Origin of the sequence: Saprospira grandis str. Lewin, from assembly GCF_000250635.1 — a bacterium.
In the GTDB taxonomy this organism is placed as follows: domain Bacteria; phylum Bacteroidota; class Bacteroidia; order Chitinophagales; family Saprospiraceae; genus Saprospira; species Saprospira grandis.
In genome coordinates this window covers 2,705,180-2,723,579 of the sequence record NC_016940.1, presented here as the reverse complement: position 1 = coordinate 2,723,579, position 18,400 = coordinate 2,705,180, and the positions used below count along the sequence as shown (strand labels likewise).

Annotated in this window: 12 protein-coding genes; 3 read left to right on the top strand and 9 right to left on the bottom strand. The window is 46.5% G+C overall.

All coding sequences use genetic code 11. The annotated features are described in order from the left end of the window. Nucleotides 1-57: 57 nt before the first annotated feature. The 5 genes from SGRA_RS12135 to SGRA_RS12115 all read right to left on the bottom strand — a co-directional run bounded on the left by SGRA_RS12135 (nucleotide 58) and on the right by SGRA_RS12115 (nucleotide 6,237). Nucleotides 58-1,239 (bottom strand): hypothetical protein, encoded by a 1,182-nt coding sequence (locus SGRA_RS12135; RefSeq protein WP_015693003.1) that lies wholly within the window; start codon nucleotides 1,237-1,239, stop codon nucleotides 58-60. 181 nt (nucleotides 1,240-1,420) lie between these two features. Further along, on the bottom strand, nucleotides 1,421-2,665 hold the full coding sequence (locus SGRA_RS12130; RefSeq protein ID WP_015693002.1) for an RHS repeat domain-containing protein: 1,245 nt from the start codon (nucleotides 2,663-2,665) through the stop codon (nucleotides 1,421-1,423). Nucleotides 2,666-2,751: 86 nt separating this feature from the next. Beyond that, nucleotides 2,752-3,882: a hypothetical protein gene (locus SGRA_RS12125; RefSeq protein WP_245538552.1), complete on the bottom strand. Its 1,131-nt coding sequence runs from the start codon at nucleotides 3,880-3,882 to the stop codon at nucleotides 2,752-2,754. Further along, entirely contained in the window at nucleotides 3,836-4,966 is a 1,131-nt protein-coding gene (locus tag SGRA_RS12120) for a hypothetical protein (RefSeq protein ID WP_015693000.1), read from the bottom strand. Before SGRA_RS12120 ends, SGRA_RS12125 begins: the two co-directional genes overlap by 47 nt. Before the next feature lie 50 nt (nucleotides 4,967-5,016). Then, complete coding sequence (locus tag SGRA_RS12115; RefSeq protein WP_015692999.1) at nucleotides 5,017-6,237, bottom strand: hypothetical protein; 1,221 nt, start codon at nucleotides 6,235-6,237, stop codon at nucleotides 5,017-5,019. Nucleotides 6,238-6,434: 197 nt separating this feature from the next. Here SGRA_RS12115 and meaB point away from each other — a divergent pair, with 197 nt between their 5' ends. Next, nucleotides 6,435-7,517, top strand: coding sequence for a methylmalonyl Co-A mutase-associated GTPase MeaB (meaB, locus tag SGRA_RS12110; RefSeq protein WP_015692998.1), 1,083 nt, complete (start codon nucleotides 6,435-6,437; stop codon nucleotides 7,515-7,517). 330 nt (nucleotides 7,518-7,847) lie between these two features. Here the strand turns inward: meaB and SGRA_RS12100 are convergent, their stop codons facing one another. Beyond that, nucleotides 7,848-11,297 (bottom strand): efflux RND transporter permease subunit, encoded by a 3,450-nt coding sequence (locus tag SGRA_RS12100; protein ID WP_015692996.1) that lies wholly within the window; start codon nucleotides 11,295-11,297, stop codon nucleotides 7,848-7,850. 170 nt (nucleotides 11,298-11,467) lie between these two features. Between SGRA_RS12100 and SGRA_RS12095 the strand changes: the two genes are divergently transcribed. After that, the gene (locus tag SGRA_RS12095) at nucleotides 11,468-12,913 is read left to right on the top strand and encodes an IS4 family transposase (protein ID WP_014373399.1); all 1,446 of its coding nucleotides are present in this window, start codon (nucleotides 11,468-11,470) and stop codon (nucleotides 12,911-12,913) included. Nucleotides 12,914-13,210: 297 nt separating this feature from the next. Here SGRA_RS12095 and SGRA_RS12090 read toward each other — a convergent pair whose 3' ends face one another. Genes SGRA_RS12090 through SGRA_RS12080 form a run of 3 tightly spaced genes read right to left on the bottom strand, consistent with a single transcriptional unit; the run spans nucleotide 13,211 to nucleotide 16,446 of the window. Beyond that, on the bottom strand, nucleotides 13,211-14,383 hold the full coding sequence (locus SGRA_RS12090; protein ID WP_015692994.1) for an efflux RND transporter periplasmic adaptor subunit: 1,173 nt from the start codon (nucleotides 14,381-14,383) through the stop codon (nucleotides 13,211-13,213). A 25-nt stretch (nucleotides 14,384-14,408) separates the two neighbouring features. Then, entirely contained in the window at nucleotides 14,409-15,806 is a 1,398-nt protein-coding gene (locus SGRA_RS12085; protein ID WP_015692993.1) for a TolC family protein, read from the bottom strand. A 13-nt stretch (nucleotides 15,807-15,819) separates the two neighbouring features. After that, nucleotides 15,820-16,446, bottom strand: coding sequence for a TetR/AcrR family transcriptional regulator (locus SGRA_RS12080; RefSeq protein ID WP_041329644.1), 627 nt, complete (start codon nucleotides 16,444-16,446; stop codon nucleotides 15,820-15,822). A gap of 260 nt (nucleotides 16,447-16,706) precedes the next feature. Here SGRA_RS12080 and SGRA_RS12075 point away from each other — a divergent pair, with 260 nt between their 5' ends. Continuing rightward, a complete protein-coding gene (locus SGRA_RS12075) occupies nucleotides 16,707-17,501 on the top strand; it encodes an O-methyltransferase (protein ID WP_041329916.1) in 795 nt (264 codons plus the stop codon). Nucleotides 17,502-18,400 lie beyond the last annotated feature (899 nt).

Genomic DNA, 18,400 nt, shown 5'->3' with positions numbered 1-18,400 from the left:
ATATGGTTCTACTTCCAATATATAAATAATTCTAGATATAGGCGACTGCCTTGGGGCCTAGTTTTCCTGATAGATGTAGCTATATTCATCTAATTTGAGCAGCTTATCGCCTTGAAAAAGCTGTTTTTTCACTGGATTTTGGCGAATATTATACTCAATGACGGTAATAGAGTGGGCCCCATTTTCTCTAAACTCCGTTTCGGTATATTTTAGTAGGCGGTCGGCGGCATCATAGCTATATTGCTCTCGGTATTGGGGTACGCCATCAATGGCCCGTTCATAGAGTTGTAGTTTTCCGCTAGCATTATAGACCTTTTTCTCGGTCTTGATGATGTCCTTTTCCTTTTTGTCTTTATAATCGACTTTTTCGGTGGCCACTGGGCCATTATAGCTAAATTTAGAGGTCTTAAACTTCTTTTTGTAGTTGTATTCTACACTTTTAATGGGCCGATTGTTTTTGTACTTGCTCACTTTTTTGTGGCGGATGGTCACTTTGCCATTGCTTTGGCGCAGGCCATAACTAATCGTCGACTTCTTAATTTCGCCTGTTTTTTTGTTATACTTATTTTTGGTTTGGTTCCAATCGCTATAGACATAGCCCGTAGACTCTAGCAAAAGGGTATCAAAAAGGTACTTACAATTAGTTTCTCGGACCTTTTCGGTGCCTAGCTCACTTTTATCTGTGGCGGTCCATTTTACAATTTGGCCGGCGGCATTGCGCTCCACCTCATCAATATGGATAAGGGGGGGCGAGTAGCTATAATCCGTACTTTTGCTATAGACCAACTGCCCTGTTTTATCGTAGCGGTTTTCGCTTGCTCGGCTTAGTTTTCCCTGGGCATCAAACTGCTGCACCCGCTCTCTTTCGGTAGCGCTATGTTGGTGGCTTTTAAAGGTCGTTTTCTTCTTTTTGGCCTTTTTGGGGCCGCCTTCATAGGCCAAATATTCATTATAAAACTCGCCCATATAGCTGTTGGGGTTATAGCTATAGTGGTAGTGCAATTTGGCGGTTTTCTTTCCATTCGGATAAGCATAATGCCAGCGGTCTTGCCGCGTCATAATCTGCTCATCATCATAAACGGACTCTCTCAAAATGCTCAGCAGTTGCTCGCCTTCTTCGGTAAAGCTATAGCTATGCTGAATAATCTGGCTGATGCTATCGAGACGCATCTCTAACTGGGCCTGAAGCAAGGGCGAAAAGGCCAAACAACAACTAATAAAAACTAATCGGCTAAACATTGATATAATTTTAATGAGGATACAATTTTGGGGCTGCCCCGGCCTATGGCCGGGTCGGGCTGTACCGCAGCTCGCAGGCCTGCTCGGCCCTGCAGCCCTTTGGGCTTTGGTCTGGCCCTGCGGGCCACTGCTATCCATCCCTCAGCCAGGCGGCTGCGCCGCCTTCTAGACCCAGAGGGCGCTAATCTTTGCGTTTGCGGGGGTGATATTCATATACAAATTCATCCTTATACACAATGCGGTCATTTTTGAGCAGCTCTAAGCTGGCCACATTTCCCCATTTGTCATAGGTCAAACGCTCTTCTTCTTTTTCGTTACTCTCTCTATTAATTTTGATTGTTTTGATGCGATTACCATAATCATCATAGGCATATTGTACAATGCTCACCACCTGCTCATTTCGGCTTTTGGTTTGGACCAAAATGTTTCCATAAACATCATACTCTGTATTGGTCACCCAAATGCTTTCTTTTTTAGAGCGCTTGCGCTTTTTCTCTGGGTCAAAGCGTTCGTTTTCGGTTTGGCGGATCAGCACACTATCTCGGTATTCATTGACAAACTCGCTCACGAACTTGCCCTCAATGTATTTTTTCCAGCGGATGAGAAAGCTATTCTCAAAGTAGCGAACATCTTTTCTGAAGAGCTTTCCGTTAATCTTTTCAACGGTAATAGATTTGGTAAGGTAGCCATCTTGGTCCCTTTTGTAGCGGGTTTTAATCTCTTTGCGGGGTTGGTTGGGTTCTTCTACCAGCTCCAAAGAGCGGATGACCTCATCTTGTTTGTTGTAGAACCAATTTCGCTGGCGGGTCACTACACCCTTGGTATTAAAGTACTGTTCTATTTCCTTATTGCCTGCTTCATCATAAGTGAGCAGATAAGTAATGGCCACCGAAGCTTGTTGGCCATCTACATAAGAAATTTCTTCAATTTTGTTCTTATTGTTCTTTTGGTCCCAATAAATCTTCACCTCTCTTTCTAGCAGATTATCGCCATTGTAGTACAGACTATTTTGGTGGCGGCCTCGGCTATCGTAGCTATGAATAATTTTGCGTTGGCTATTGAGGGTGCTGTCCAAGCTCATCTTAAAGTACTCCTCTCGAGTGACGGCCCCATATTCATTAAAGTACTTTTCGGTTTGGGTTTGCAGCTCCAAGCCCTTATTGAGGGCCGGCACATAATGTTTTTGCTGCAAAAACTTAATCTGTGGTTTTTGGGCCAAGAGGAGCTGCGGCAAAAGGGCCAAAAGGAAGAGAAGAGCAAAGCCTCGGCCTAGCGCTGCGGAATAGTGGCCCGAAGGGCCAGACCGGCGCAGGCTTCGCCTGCGCCGGGCCGAGCAGACCTGCGAGCTATGCAGCATAGCGCCGACGAGCGAAGCGAGGCGGAGGCCCCTAACAGCAGAAAAATTAGTTGTTTTGAGTATATTCATTGGTAGAATTGTTTTGCGGGAAAATCGTAAAATTGGGCGGTAAAGGTACAGACTAAGGCCAAAAAACAGAGGACTACAGCCGCTTTTTAGTTAGAATAGTAGATATATTCATAGCTTCGTTCTTGGATCAGTTTTTTATCTAAATACTGCCGATGTTGGAGGGGGAGGCCTTTGGCGGTATAGCTTAGCTCTTCTTCTTTGACCTTCTCATTAACCTTATCGACAGTTTTGCGGCGGATAAGGCGTTGGGCTTCATCATAGAAAAAGTAGCGGACCTCTACCAGTTTTTCTCCTTCTCGGATGGCTTCTTTGACGGGCAAGCCGGCATCATTGTTCTTAGTACTAATGCTTCGGAGCGGTTGGTAATCCATTTGCTGAAGGGGGTCTTTGCGGCTTTCCTCATACTCTAGGGGAGACAATTGGAAAGGCAAAGGGGGCGGAATTTCGCTGGGTCCCTGCTCTCGAATTTGTTCTTTATCATGTTTAAAATGGCTATAGAGCACGCCATTTTGGTAGCGTTGCCACTCAATGACAAAGCAGTTTTCAAAGTTTCGGACCTCCTTATAGCGATCTTTGCCATTTTGCAAAATACTGACCGAGCGTTGAATTTGGCCCTTTTTATTATACTCATGCAAAATGCTGAGGCTGCGTTTACTGCCATCTTCTTGGAGGTCCCAGGCGTTGCTCCCCAGCAGCTCGCCCAACTGGCTATAGAGGTAGTTCACCTCGCTCACCAATTGATCTTCGGTATTATAGGTTTGGACCTGTTTGATTTGCCCTCGGCTATTGTAGCTATAGAGGGTATACTGCTGCTGAAAACCAGGAGGTTGATAGGCGGTTTGGGTCACCTTTAGTTTTCGGCCCTCCTCATCTAGTTGTCGGTCTTCGCTCCAGACCAAAGCCTGCATAGAGTCGTAGCGCAGGCGGCCCACCAACTGGCCCAAGCGGTCGTATTTAAAGTGCTCTGCACGTTGAAGCTGTTCGCCTTTATAGAAACTCTGCTGCACCAAATTGCCATAGATATTATATTCTAAGACGGTCTTTTTTTGCAGCAGGCGTTGGTTATCCTTTAGGCGATAATCGAGAATGCGCTTCTCTTTGATCTGCGGAATGCTATCGGTTGCCTGCCCCCAAAGCGAAGGCCCCAAGCAACAGAACAGCAATAGAAGTTTAGCGATATTGATAATTGTAGCGTTTTTCTGAGATGAGCTGTCCATCTACATAAACAGCACGACGTAGCATATTGTTATTGTCGTCAAATTCTTGGACCTCCTCCTCTACTCTTGTTTCTTTCTCTCCTTCATAATCCACCTTCTTGCTACTAATCAAGTTGTTGCGTTCGTCATAGCTATAGAAGGTAATCTGCGTGACTACATCATCTACTTTTTGGATGGTCTTGATTTTATTCCCCTTATCATCGTATTCATCCTCATTGGCCCAACGGCCAAAGCCGCCGCCACCAAATCCACCGCCGCCACCTAGGCCGCCGCCATCATTATTAAAGGTCATCATGACTCTAGCCTTAGAGGGATCAAAGCCGCCTTTTTTGGCGCCCCCAAACTCACTGATCAACTCGCCATTTTTGTATTTGAGTTGTTCTTCTACTCGGTTACGGACAAAGGTGGTAATCTCCTTGTATTTGTCCTGACCATCATCTATTTCCTTTTCTGAGGAAGCCAAAAAGCCGTTTTCGTCATATTCGGTTTTTTCGCTTTCCTTATACTTTTTGCCAGAGGGCAGCTTTTCCCATTTGGTATACTTGATAATTTCATCATCGGCATTGTACTTCCAGCGCTCCTGCCCCACTTTTTTCCCCTCGGGGTTAAAAAGTGTTGTCTTATCGAGTAGGCCATATTCGTCATACTCATATTCTTTGGTATAACGGGTATCGGGCGCTTTGAGGTAGTCAATGTATTCTAGCTTTACAATGTCTTTGTCGTCATTGTAATGGCTTTGTTCCATCTTGAGCGGATCGCCCATTTCATCGTATTCTGTTTCTTCTTCTACTCTCAGGATACGTCCCTCAAAGGTTTTTTTGACTTCCTTTTGCGGCGTTAATTGACCGATGGGGTTGGCCACAAAGATTTTTTGCAAAATCAAGCGCCCCTGTTCATCATATTCTTTGAGCTCCTTTTTGGTGGTCAATAAACTGTCTTTTTGAATCTCTTCCTTGATTTCTCTTTGCTGAAACTCCAAAGATTTCACCTTGGCTTTTTGGGCCAATAGGGGCTGACTAGCCAAAGAAAAGCCAATAAATCCCATCAGATAGGCCGCTTTCTTTATTTTATTATTAGTGATCATACTAAAGTTTGACGCTTTTATAGGTTCCTGCAGGCAGAATATAGGCAAGCTTAATCCTTATAAAAATAATAGGTTTTCTCAAATTTCTGCCCATCTTCTAGCATTAATGTGGTTCTTTGCTGACGGCCCTTTGCATCATACTGATGCCGCAATTCTCTTACTTTTTGCTCTCGGACCCACTGCTCTTCTCGCAAAATTTGTTCCTTGCTATTATAATAAATATCTAAGCGATAATTCAATAGGCCCAAACTATTGTAGTAATAGTTTTCTTGCTTTTCCAGTTGCCCCAAACTATCGTAGTAGTATTTTTCTTCTCGCTTGAGTTTGCCCGCTACCCAATATTTTAATTCGCTCTTTAAAGTATCTTGGATGTAGCTAGTTTCGCTCCGCTCTTTTACTTTTCCATGGTCATAGTCTACCTCCAAAACCAATTGGCCTTTTTCATATTTCTTTGTATGACATTCGCTCACATAACGGTATTTGGGCTGCTTTTTCTCTTTCTGCTCTTCTTCTCCTTTCTTTTTGGGTTTGGGGCTGTTCTTAAAACGCTTGCAGATATGCGACTGATAAAAGCTGATCCGCCCTTCCTCGTCATATTTCCAAACCGTTTTGTATCGCCTGCTGCTGCTCTTGCCTTTCATGAGCTTGGGCTGCCCTTTTCGGTTGTATTTGTAGCGGTAGCATTCTCTACGCTCTTTTTTATAGACCACCTTGCCGCCCCGCTTTACGGTGCTCCAATGTACATAACGCCCCTTTTTCTTGAGCTTGCCCGCCTTGTTGTATTTCATCCGCCAAGACCGATGAGAGGTGCTCCCCCGATAATCAAAGGTCTCTTCTACCACTAATTGGCCCTTTTTATTATAGCTTAAGGTGTCTTCCCGCTGCAACTCTCCCGTTTTATCAAAGTAAAGTTGCTTGCTCCGCAGTTGCTCATCAGCCCCATATTTTAGATAATAGGTTTTTAAGAGCTGAGACTGAGGCTGGCCGCCCTTGACCGAATACTGCAATTTTTGCTGCTGCCCCAGCTTCGCTTCCTCATCATACTGATACAAAAAAGAAGATTTTAAGCTGCCCGCTGGCTGTTTCCGATATTCATATTCTTCCTGCCCCAACAGTATTCCCCCCTCGCCATAACGCCAAATCTGCTTCTTGATGGGCATGCTGTCGCCCTCCAAATTGTACTGATATTGCTCTACTCGCAATTCCCGATAAGCTTGCCCCCAAAGCATAAATGGACATAAAAGGAGGACAAATTGTAGGTAGTTCTTCATATTTTTGTTTAATATTTTGGGGCCTCCGCTGCGGCTTCGCCTTGCGGCGCTACGTTGCGCAGCTCGCTCTTCGCTCGGCCCTTCAGCGCTAAAGCGCTTCGGTCTGGCCCTGCGGGCCACTGCTCCACATCGCTAGGCCAGTCGCTTCGCTCCTTCTAATACCCAATTTGCTAAAGATTGGCCCTAAACCTATAGAGATGGAAAATAATAAAGATAAAAAATCAGCCCTGCATATCGCCAAAGGGATAACAGAAACCCCAAGCTTCAAGAAAAAGCAATTGGCCCGCTTCAAAAGACGAAAGCCCTCTGTAGAGGAATTACTGCAGGGAATTTTGGCCCAAGACCGCCTTTTGCTTAGCCAAGCCATTACCCTGGTCGAAAGCCAAAAAGCCAGCGACCGCATTAAGGCCGACCAACTGATTGAGGCCTGCCTCCAACAACAGAAGTCGAGCCTCCGCCTCGGCATTACCGGCTCTCCCGGCGTGGGCAAAAGTACGTTTATCGAATCCTTTGGCCAAATGCTGATCCAAAAAGGTTTTCGCCCTGCCATTTTAGCCATCGACCCTAGTAGCCAACGCACTGGCGGCAGTATCCTCGGCGATAAGACAAGGATGCAAACTTTATCTAGCCACCCCCAAGCTTTTGTGCGCCCCTCTCCCGCTGGCGATGCCCTAGGCGGCGTGGCCCGAAAAACCCGAGAAGCCATATTTTTATGCGAAACGGCTGGCTTTTCTCCCATTATTATAGAAACCGTAGGGGTGGGCCAATCAGAACTAGCGGTGCACTCTATGGTTGATTTCTTTATGCTTTTACTACTGCCCAATGCTGGCGACGAACTACAGGGCATCAAAAGAGGGGTGGTCGAAATGGCGGACCTGCTGCTGGTCAATAAGGCCGATGGCGAAGCCCTGCAAGCCGCCAAAAGAAGCAAGCAACAATACCGCAATGCGCTCCACCTCTTTCCGGCCCAAAAATCGGGCTGGACGCCCAAGGTGAGTCTGGCCTCTGGCCTACATGCCCAAGGATTAGAAGCCATCTGGGAGCAAATTCAAGACTATTGCCAACTGACCCAAAATAATAATTACTGGTCTCAAAGAAGAGCCGAACAAGCCGAATACTGGATGCGCCAAAGTATTGAGCAAGAGCTGCTCCGCCACTTCTATGAGCACCCCAAGGTTCAAAGCCAATGGCCCGGCTGGCAAAGCGCGGTCCGCAATGGACAAACCTCTTCTTTTCGCGCCGCTAGAGAACTCCTCAAATTGGTCCAAAAAGAAGATTAAGCCCTAGGGAGGCGGCGCAGCCGCCTCGGCCACAACAAGGCCTTTAGGCCGCAGTTCGACGACCAAAGGGAGTAACCGATGTGCAGCAGTAGCCAAAGGCCAGACCCCAGCGGGAGGCGGCTGCGCCGCCTCGGCCTAGCGATGCGGCGGGGTGGCCCGCAGGGCCAGACCGAAGGCGAAATGAAGTGGAGCCTGAAGGGCCGAGCAGACCTGCGAGCCCCAAAGCGTAGCGCCTGCCGTAGGCAGGAGGCCCCAAAACAGCAGCCCCAAAAACAAAAAAGGCCCCTACCGAAGTAGAGACCTTAGGATAAGCTTGATCAAAGCCTGGGTTTATGCGGCCTTATTGCGGCCAAAGAGGCCAGCAAAAAAGCGGTTAATCTTATACATTAGCCAATACATCACGGGGACAATGACTAGGGTAAGGAAAGTGGCGAAAATAAGGCCATAGACCACCGTCCAAGACATGGCGCCCCAGAAAGCGGCATTATCGCCTCCCCAGTAAATATTGGGGTTGAGCTCTGTAATTAGGCCATAGAAATCAAAGTTGAAGCCAACGGCTAGGGGAATGAGGCCCAAAACCGTAGTAATCGCCGTGAGGAGTACGGGACGAAGACGGGTTTTTCCACCCTCGATAATCGACTGCTTGACCTCATCATCCGTGAGTTGGTCTTGGCCCGTTTCCTCCTTTCGCCTCTTCTGCAGGAAGTCCGTATAATCAATGAGTACAATGGCGTTATTTACGACCACCCCAGCCAAAGAGATAATACCGATACCGGTCATAATGACCACCAGATCCATGCCCGTGAGGATGTAGCCCAAGAGCACCCCAATGGTACTAAAGAAGACCGAAAGGATAATGATAAAGGGCTTGCTGAGCGAGTTGAACTGCGAAACGAGGATGAGGAAGATGGCCAAGATCGCAATGGTAAAGGCCGAACCCAAAAACTCCATAGCGGCGGCTTGCTCCTCCTGTTCTCCCGTAAACTTAAAGCTGTACCCCTCGGGCATATCGTAGTCCTCCATAATGAACTGCAACTGCTGCACCACCTCATTGGCATTAAAGCCCTCTAGCACATTAGAATAAATAGTGATGGTCCGTTTCTCATCCTTTCGCTTAACGGCATTATAGGTAGTGCTGGGCACCTTCTTGGCCACCGAAGAAATGGGAATCTGCACAATTTGTCCCCCCGCATCCATATTTCGGAAGGTCACATTTTGGTTCATTAGGGCCTCTTGGCTTTGGCGGTACTCCTCGCTAAAGCGGAGCATGATAGGATATTCATCTTCTCCCTCCTTAAACTTAGAGACCTCGCGGCCATAAAGGGCCGTACGAATTGTCATAGCAATATCATAAGTAGATAGGCCATAGCGGCGAGCCGCTTCTCGGTCAATCTCGATGAGGTCTTGCTGCACATTGGCATTGACATTCATCTTGAGCTCCTCTACCCCGGGTACATTGGCATTGCGAAGCTTATTGAGGACCGTATTGGCCACTGCCGAAAGCTCTCTCATTTCTACATCATCCCCAGAAATCTCTAGGTTGATGGGCTTACCCGTGGGGGGACCTTCTTGGTTGCGGTCTACCACAATTTCTACTCCAGCATACCCTTGGACCGATTGGCGGATTTCTTCCATAATTTGGCTAGTAGATACCCCTTGACGCTCATCGGCAGGCACAAAAGAAACCGTTAGACGGGCCTTGTTGGGCGTAGCGCCAGGTTCGGGGGGACCAGAGGGATCCGAGGTGTTTTCTCCAATTTGAGAAAGTACCGCCTCAATAACGCCCTTTTCGTCATAGGGACGAACAACGGCCTCTACCTTACCCTCTAGTTCCTTCATCAATTCATTGGTCGCCTCAATGCTACTTCCAATAGGAAGATCGACAAAGACATTGACGTATTTGGGTTCTGCCGCAGGGAAAAACTCTACTTTGGGTGGGAAAACCCCCATTAGAACCACAGAAAGGAAGAGCAAGCCAATAACGCCCAAAAACATAAGGTAAGGCATGATCCCTTTTAGGGCAAAACCAATAAATTTATCGTAGATACTCTCTAGTACAGGGAGAAACTTATCTTGGAAAAAGACGGCGCCAGGAGCAAACAAAAAGACATTCATGGCCGTCAAGATCGTGACGATACCAAAGAGGTTTCGGACCCAATCGGTGCCCGTAATCCAGCCGCCTACAGCAATAGTGGCCAAAACGCCAATCCAAATTAAGTTGTTGATGAGCTTTTTGCCTTTTTCTGCTTCTACTTCTTCTGGCGTTTTTTCTTTGGTCATCAAGGCCGCCGTAAAGACAGGCGTAAGGACCAAGGCCACAAAGAGCGAAGAAATCAGAACGATAATCAAGGTGAGGGGCAAATAGCCCATAAATTCACCCATTAGGCCGGGCCAGAACAAAAGCGGAAAGAAAGCCGCCAAGGTAGTGGCCGTAGAAGAGATGATCGGCATGGCCACCTCGCCCGCTGCCTTTTTAGAGGCATCTTTGAGGCTATAGCCCTCTTGCACATATCGGAAGACGTTTTCGACCACCACAATAGAGTTGTCGACCAACATCCCTAGGGCCAAAATGAGCGAGAAGAGTACAATCATGTTGAGGGTAACGCCCATGAGGTTCAGGATTAAAATCCCGAGGAACATCGACATGGGAATCGCCAAGCCCACAAATAAGGCATTGCGCAAACCAAGGAAAAACAAAAGGACCAAAACAACGAGAATGATCCCTGAAATGATACTGTTTTGTAGGTTAGACACCTGGTTGCGGGTATCTACAGACTGGTCATTAAAGATTTGGACCTTCAAATCAGAAGGAAAGCGTTTAGCCTGCGCCTTTTCTACCAACTCCTTAATCTTATCCGAAGCATCCAAAAGGTTTTCTCCAGAACGCTTAATCACATCCAAAGAAACAACCTGCAATTGGTCGCTACGAGCAATAGAAGTAGGATCCTCAAACCCCATTTTTACGCTAGCAATATCCTTGAGGAAAACCGGGTTTTGAAACTCCGAGCGGATGATGATATTCTCAATCTCCTTCACATTTTTAAACTCGCCCACTACCCGTACCGAGCGGTTAAAACCCTCCGACTTAAAGTCTCCAGCAGAGAGCGTCAGGTTTTCCATGTTAATCGCATTGGCAATATCATTAAAGCTCAATTTGCGGCTTTGCATCTTAAACCAATCCACATCTATTTTCACCTCCTTGTCCGAGGTTCCCTTGAGCTTTACTTCCGAAATTTCGGACAGTTTCTCAATTTCATCCTGCAAGTACTCTCCATATTGGCGGAGTTCGTCCTCGGTATAACGGCCCGAGATATTGACCGTCAGGATAGGAAATTCAGAGAAGTTGATTTCAAAAACATCGGGACCCGCCGTTAAATCCTGCGGAAAATCTGCGTCGTTTTTGGCCTTGTCTACGGCATCTTTTACCTCCCGCAGGGCCTTTTCTACTTCTACATTGGTATTAAATTCTACAATGATATTCGAGAAATCCTGAATAGAAGTGGCCTCCAATTTTTTAATTCCCGTAATGGACCCAATCTCTTTTTCTAGCGGAATGGTCACCAGTTTTTCCATATCCTCGGCCGAGTTTCCCGAGTAGGTCGTTCCCACATAAATAGTAGGAATCACAATTTCTGGAAAGGCCTCTTTGGGCATGGTCAAATAAGATTGCGCTCCAAAAAGGAAGATAATTCCCGTTAGCAAAAACATACTAATGGCATTATCTACAGCAAAGTTACTTGGCCCAAAACTCCGGTAGAGTTTCTTTTTTTCTTGGCTCATATCGTTTGATTCTGATTGCTTTGATTTAACTAATCTTTGTTTTTTGGGGCCTCAGCTGCGCTGCGCTTGCTGCGCTACGTTCTGGGGCTTGGGTTGACCCACTTTTAAAAATAAGCTTAACTTAGCTCTAAATCAAGATTTATATGGACAGTACAAAGGTATCTTCATTTATGCTAAATAAGCAATCAGTGAGAGTATGTTATAGATTAGCAGAGAGTCTAAAAAATAATCCTAACCCACATTTAACAAATGTAGCAAAAACTGATGCAGACCGTAAGGCTTTCATGAGGTTGTTATCAAACAAAAATCTTACTGAGGAATACATTCAATTTGAGTTTATTGGCAAAAGTAGGGAGTCTATGAAGGTGGTTGAAGAAAAGCTTCTGGCCTTTCACGACACCTCTGAAGTTGTACTGAATAAGCAAAGAAATAGACTAACGGACAAAGAGGGTTTAGGCCCTGGAGGTCGGGAAACAAATTTGTCTGTATTTCTTCACATGGCTCTACTATATGGTCGAGAAAGCTTTCATTATCATGGCTTAGGAGGTGTTCAGCTTTATAATCGATATAAAAATAGAGTAACTTGTAAGGAGGCTGAAAATAGAAATACGGGTCATTTTAGAGGTGAAATTACGAGATGGAAAGTAAATGTAGAAGAGACAGAATCTGCGTTAAAAGTAATTAACGACCTAATTGATATTTTACATGTTTGTGATCGAGAAGGAGATGTTTATCCCATGATGGAAAGTTTTTTCAGACAGCATATTAAGTTCTTGATTCGGTCTCGAACAGATAGACGAGCAACGATTTGGGAGGATGGCAAAAAGATTCCATTATGTGATGTCTTTGAACATTATCCAGCAGACTTTGAGACGACAGAAACGGTCAAGAGTAGCCGTAAAAAACTTAACGGGAAGAAGCTAGTTATTCGATCTAAAAAAGTGACTTTTGCCGTTCCCAAATCTTGTAAGTATGTTCTTGGCGAACCAAGGCCTAAACCAATGACAATCAATGTTATTGAGGTCTTTGAAAAGGGCAAAGGTTTTTCAAAATCTGCCGCTAGAAAAAGAAGCCGAACAAAAAAAGATCATGATGATGAAACCATCAGTTGGCGCTTACTCACAAATGAAGAAATCAACAGCGAAGAAGAGCTCTTAGAGCTTGTTCTTTGCTACCGCAAGAGGTGGTTAATTGAAACATACTTTAAATATTTAAAATCAGATGGCTTTGATATTGAAAACATATGTTTAAAAACAGGTAAAGCTATCCGCAAAATGATACTTATGGCAATCAGTGCATCTGACAAGGTCCTTAAGCTTAAAGAAGCTGGACTTAACCAAGATAATGAGACTCCAGCAACCTCTATTTTCACAGAAGATGAAGTAGAAGTCTTAGATCTTATATTTAAACAATATCTAAAAGGCGAAAGCCAAAGCCCTTCTTTGCGTAACCCATTTACCTCTAAATCAATAGCTTGGGCCTATTGGATCATAGCAAGGTTGGGCGGATTTAATGGCGCAGTGAAGAAAACTAGGCATGCCGTATCCGTCAAGAAAATAGGACTAGGGTTAGAGAGATTCATATTTATGTATGATGGATATCGATCCCTAAATTGACACCGCTATAAAAAGTGGGTCAACCCAAGGTTCTGGGGCTCGCAAGCCTGCTCGGCCCTGCAGCCGCTTTCAGCGGCTTGGGTCTGCGGCTTCGCCGCCCCCCTCCACATCGCTAGGCCAGCCCGCGCTTGGTCTTTGCGGCTAGAGAAGCGGGCGCAGCCCGCTTCGGCTTAGGGATGGATAGCAGTGGCCCGCAGGGCCAGACCCAGCCGCCAAAGGCGGCGCAGGGCCGAGCGAGCAGCGAGCTGCGGTACAGCCCGGCCCGCCTGCAAGGCGGGCAAGCCCCCAAAAAACACCTTAATTTTTCTGAGCCGTAGTGGAGCTCAGTACCTTCACCTTATCGCCATCAATGGCTTGGCGAGCACCTTTGACGATTAGGGTTTCGCTTCCCTCTAGGCCAGCGGCTAGCATGGTTTCATTTTGGTAGCTGCGCCCTAGTTCAACGATGCGCTTTTTGGCTTTTCCGTCCTTGGCCAACATCAGGTAGTTGTTGCCATCTACATCCTGCAAAAGCAAGTTGCTATTGACCACCACCACATCTTCGGCCTCAAAATCCTTAATCTTAATTGTGGCCAAAAGGTTGGGCTTAATCAGCCCGCCCTGGCTAGCCAATGGGGCCTCAATCGCAAAGGTTCGGTTGGTGGAGTTGATGCTTCGGCTCACTTCATTTACACGGACCGTTTGACTTTGGCCAAGGGCCGGAAAATAGAGCTCTACCTGATCGCCTACCTTGACCTTACCCAAAAGGTTTTCGGGCACCTGTGCCACCGCCTTGAGCTGGTTGGTATTGAGAATTTGAACGATAGGAGAACCTGGGCCAGTAATTTCGCCCGCCTTGAGCATGACTTTCTCCACATAGCCCGAAATGGGGGCGTATACATTGGATTTGCTCAACTCAAATTCTAGGCGCTCCTTACTTTTGGTCAGTTGTTCTACCTGGCTTTCGGCCTGAAGAAACTGCACCTCAGAGCCAATCTTTTTCTCCCAAAGCTTTTTCTGCCGATCGTACATGTCTTGGGCCAACTTCAAAGAAGCCTTGAGTTCTTCTAGGCTTTTGCGAATGCTTTCTACATCCACTTTGGCCACCAAATCGCCTTTTTTGACAAATTGGTCTTCACGGACCAGCATTTCGGTAATTCGGCCTCCAGTTTCGGAGCTAGCAAAGGCAGGATCTTGGGCTGTTGTGATATTTCCCTGTACCTCTACATAATGCGAGAAGGTCTTTTTTTGCACAGGCTGAGTAGTAATATCGACAAACTTTTCGGGGCGAGCCGTGGTATCTACCTCTCCTAGGCGCTTTTGCAATTGGGCCAGTTCGCCTTCTAGGGTTTTGATGGCCTCCTTTTTTGTTTGGATGGCTTGGCGAATTTTAGCGGGATCCTTCATTTGATCAGGCGCTACTCCTGCCCCACCGCAGGCGGCCAAACTAAGGGCCATAAGGGCCACAAAACTATATTTTAGCGTTTTCATGCTGTATAATTGGTTTTAACAAGTTCTATTTCAAGGGATTTCCTAGGGCCTTGTCCAAATCTGTTTTGGCAATGACTAGGTCGTAAATAGCATTCATATAATTAGCCTGTGTGCGATAAAGCTCCTGCTCGGCCGTGCTGATTTCTGTACTAGAACCCACCCCTTCTCTGTACTTAAGGCGGGTGGTTTCCAAAATGCGCTCGGCCAAAGCCAAGTTCTTCTTTTGGTTCTCCAAACGCTCCGAAGCATTGAGGTACATCGCTCTGGCATTGCGGATTTCTAGCTCGGTGGCTAGGGTAAATTGCTTAATTTGGATATCCACTTTGGTCGCATCAATTTTGGCCATTTTGATATTGGCATCCTTCTTAAAGCCGTCAAAGATGGGCACATTGAGCTGTAGGCCAATGACTGTAATAGGGTTGAATTTCCCCTCATCATTATCAAAAAGGTTGTTGCGCTGTAGCTGGTACTGATGGGCCAAAAAGCCAGATAGATTGGGCAGATAGCCCGCCTTATAGCGCTTCATATTGAGGTCCATCAAATCCCGGTTGAGGCGCAATACCTCTAGCTCGGGCCGCTTACTAGCCGAGGCCTCCCCTTCTAGATCGTCCTGGGAAGGAGCCTGCATCAGGCTTTCCAACTCATCTTTAAGGATAATAGACTCCTCTAAAGGGTAGTTCATTTGGAACTTAAGGACATTATAGGCCAACTGCGTTTGCCGCTCTATCATCCCTCTTTCCGATTGCAAATTGGCCAGACTGAGGTCTAGACGATCTACATCTAGCTGCTCTACCAAACCACTTTCAAAAAAGGCCTGGGTTTCATCTCGCATCTTTTGCAAGTTCTCTAGGTTTTTGTCCAAAATTCCTAGGTTCTCTTCTGCCAACAAGACGGCCAAATAGGCCTTTTTGATGGTGTAGGGAATCTCATGAGCGGTTAGGGTCTTTTGCTTGCGGCTCAATTCGGCTACAGAACGCGCTGCTTTTAGGCCCACAAAATAAGAGCCGTCAAAAATGAGCTGGCTCAAGGTAGCCCCTGCCGTCAAAGTATTGGTGACCCCAAATTCGGCAGGGAACAAACCTGCATCGGGTAGGTTTGCTGTAGTCCCTTGCGGAACAAGCTGGTAGCCCTCTAGGGTCCCCACCACAATAGGCGAAATAAAATCGGGTAGATACTGCACGGGCAAGTTCGCATTGTAGTTATACTCTACTTTTCCGCTCAATTGCGGCAAACCTATGGCCCGAGTATCTCGGATTTGTTGCTTAGCATACAAAATATCCTGCTCTGCCGTTTGCAGATCTAAGCTTTTATCTATGGCATAATCAATGGCCTCTTCCAAGGAGAAACTGGCCGGAGATTGGGCCGAAGACCAGCCCGCCAAGAAGAGAAAAACAAGGCTGTACAGCCCTTTGCTTAAGTTCATCTCAATTTTATATTTAGGAAGGTGAAGAAAGTTGTTCTAATTGTTCTAGGTAGTCCTTTAAGGCCGCCTTGCCCTTGTCCGACACAATGCCGTGCAGATGATAAGCCATCATGGCCCGATGCATACTCGGCCTAGAAAACTTATCTGGCGGAAATAATTCGGCATCCAAAAAGAGCTCGACCATACCTATATATAGACGGCTCACAATATCCGCATTCAAATCAGGCCGATATAAGCCCTCTTCTATGCCTCGGTCCATATTGTTTTTCATCATATTAAAGATGAAGGTCTTGCGGAACTCATCAAATTCGCCCCAAACCGCCTTATGGTATTTCCGTAGGTCAAACATCAGAGAAGGATTGATGTGCTGAATGTTCTTCTGGATCTCTCGACCCATCAAAAACATTTCCTCTAAGGCATTTTTTGCCTCTGTTTGCACCAGATTACAGATTTGCCTCTCCCGATCAAAATGCATTTGCAAAACTTTCATGATCAGGTCCTGCTTGTTCTTGATATGTACGTAAAGCGTCTTTTTAGACATGCCCAACTCTCGAGCGAGGTCCGACATAGTGACCGAGCGAATGCCGTATTGCCGAAACATTTTATCGGCAGCCGCTAATATTTTTTGTAGTTCGTCCACAACATCAAATTTTATCTTGTCAGTAGTTCTTTCGGGCCATTTTTCTTAGCCTGTAAAGCACAAATACAGAAACTTTTAATGTTTCTTTGGTTTCCTCTTGGACCTAAGTCCCTGCTTTACAGTGGCAAAACTAAGGACTAAAACTCGGAAACCCAAAATATGTTTGAAGTTTCCTCGGTTTTTTGTCATTTTTTTTGTTCGCTGCAGAGCCCCAAGGGCTGCTAGATTTTTTCTTAACTTGGGCCCAAATCAATAGAACTATGTGGACTGCGCTTTTTTCCTTTTATCGACGGGCTCAATCGGGCCGCAAAATAGCTTGCCCCGCCTTGCAAGAATGGCGAGAATTGGTCTTGGAGGATCGGCGAGAATTTTATTGTTTTTCGGTGCTGGAGGGACAGCGAGATTTGCTCCGACACGATAGTCGGCCCATTCAGATTCAGGATTTGGGCGCTGGCAGCCGAAAGTCGGCCCCTAAGCGAGTATCCGATTTGGCCAGGCGCTCGCTCTCTCCCAGTTGGCAGGCCCAGTTCTTATTTCGCCTGATCAATTTTCATCAGCCCAATACTATTTTGGAGCTAGGGACCTCCTTGGGCATTTCGGCGCTTTATCAGCATGCGGCCAAGCGTTCGGCCCAAATGATTAGCATAGAGGGCTGTCCCGAAATTCATGCTATTGCCCAAAAGAATGCCCGCTTGTTTGGCGCCTCGGCTAGTTTGCAGCTTTGGCAGGGCAGTTTTGCGGAGCTGCTGCCCTCGGCCCTCAAACAGTTGGGCCAATTGGATTATGCCTTTATTGATGGGCATCATTTGCGGCAACCCACCCTAGATTATTTTGAGGCTTGCCTGCCTTATTTGGGCCCCAACGCCCTCCTAGTTTTCGACGATATTTATTGGTCCGAGGAGATGCAAAGCGCCTGGGAAGAGCTCAAGGCCCACCCTAAGGTCAGTTATAGTATTGATTTGGGCTGGGCGGGCTGCCTCTTTTTGGGCCCTCGCCCTCAGGGCTGGCCCCAACAACTAGAGTTGGTTCCTTTTTGGGCCAAACCTTGGTCTTAAGTCGCTTTCTTCTTTTTTTGGGGCCCGCGGCCGGCTAGCCGGCCGCCGCTATGCTGCGGGGCTCACAGCTCTGTTCGGCCCTTCAGGCTCCACTTCGTTTCGCCTTCGGTCTGGCCTTCGGCCACCCCTTCGCAGCGCTGGGCCGCTCAACGGTCTTTTTTCTTGGGGCGGTCTTCTTCGGCGGTTAATTTTATGAGCTCTAGGCTAGCTTTTCAGACAGCCCTCTAAAGAGGGCCTTTGGATAAGGATCTTCTCTGCAATAACTACTTACCAAGGCCATCTATATCCACCTTTGAGGCCCTTTAGGGCTGACTCCATTTAGATTAGCCTAGGGGCTTGTCCCTAGGCGATGATTGGCCGCCCCTGCTTTTGAGTCTTTAGCTGGATTCATTTATTGCTCCTATTATAGTAGTTCTACTGTTCCAATACACTAGTTGTAGTGCTCGCATACCGTAGCTATACTGTATGATTGAGGTAGTCAAAGTCCTCTATATACGTTATGGAAGTGTATAACATAGGTTGTGTAAGTGCATGATATAGGTTGTGGAACTATATCATATAGGTTATAGAACTGCATAATATAGGTTGTAGGACCCCAAATAGACGTTCCAGGACGTCTATTTTGGGGTCCCTAGACGTCTATTATGGGGTTAAGGGACCTATCTCATGGGGTCTAACAACCTATACGATAGAGTCCAGAACGTACCTAATGGGGTCTAGGGACCTCCTCTATGGGGTTAGGGGACCTATATTATACAGTTCGGAACGTCTATTATGGGGTTGAGGGACCTATTTCATGGGGTCTAACAACCTATACGATAGAGTCCAGAACGTACCTAATGGGGTCTAGGGACCTGCTCTATGGGGTTAGGGGACCTATATTATACAGTTCGGAACGT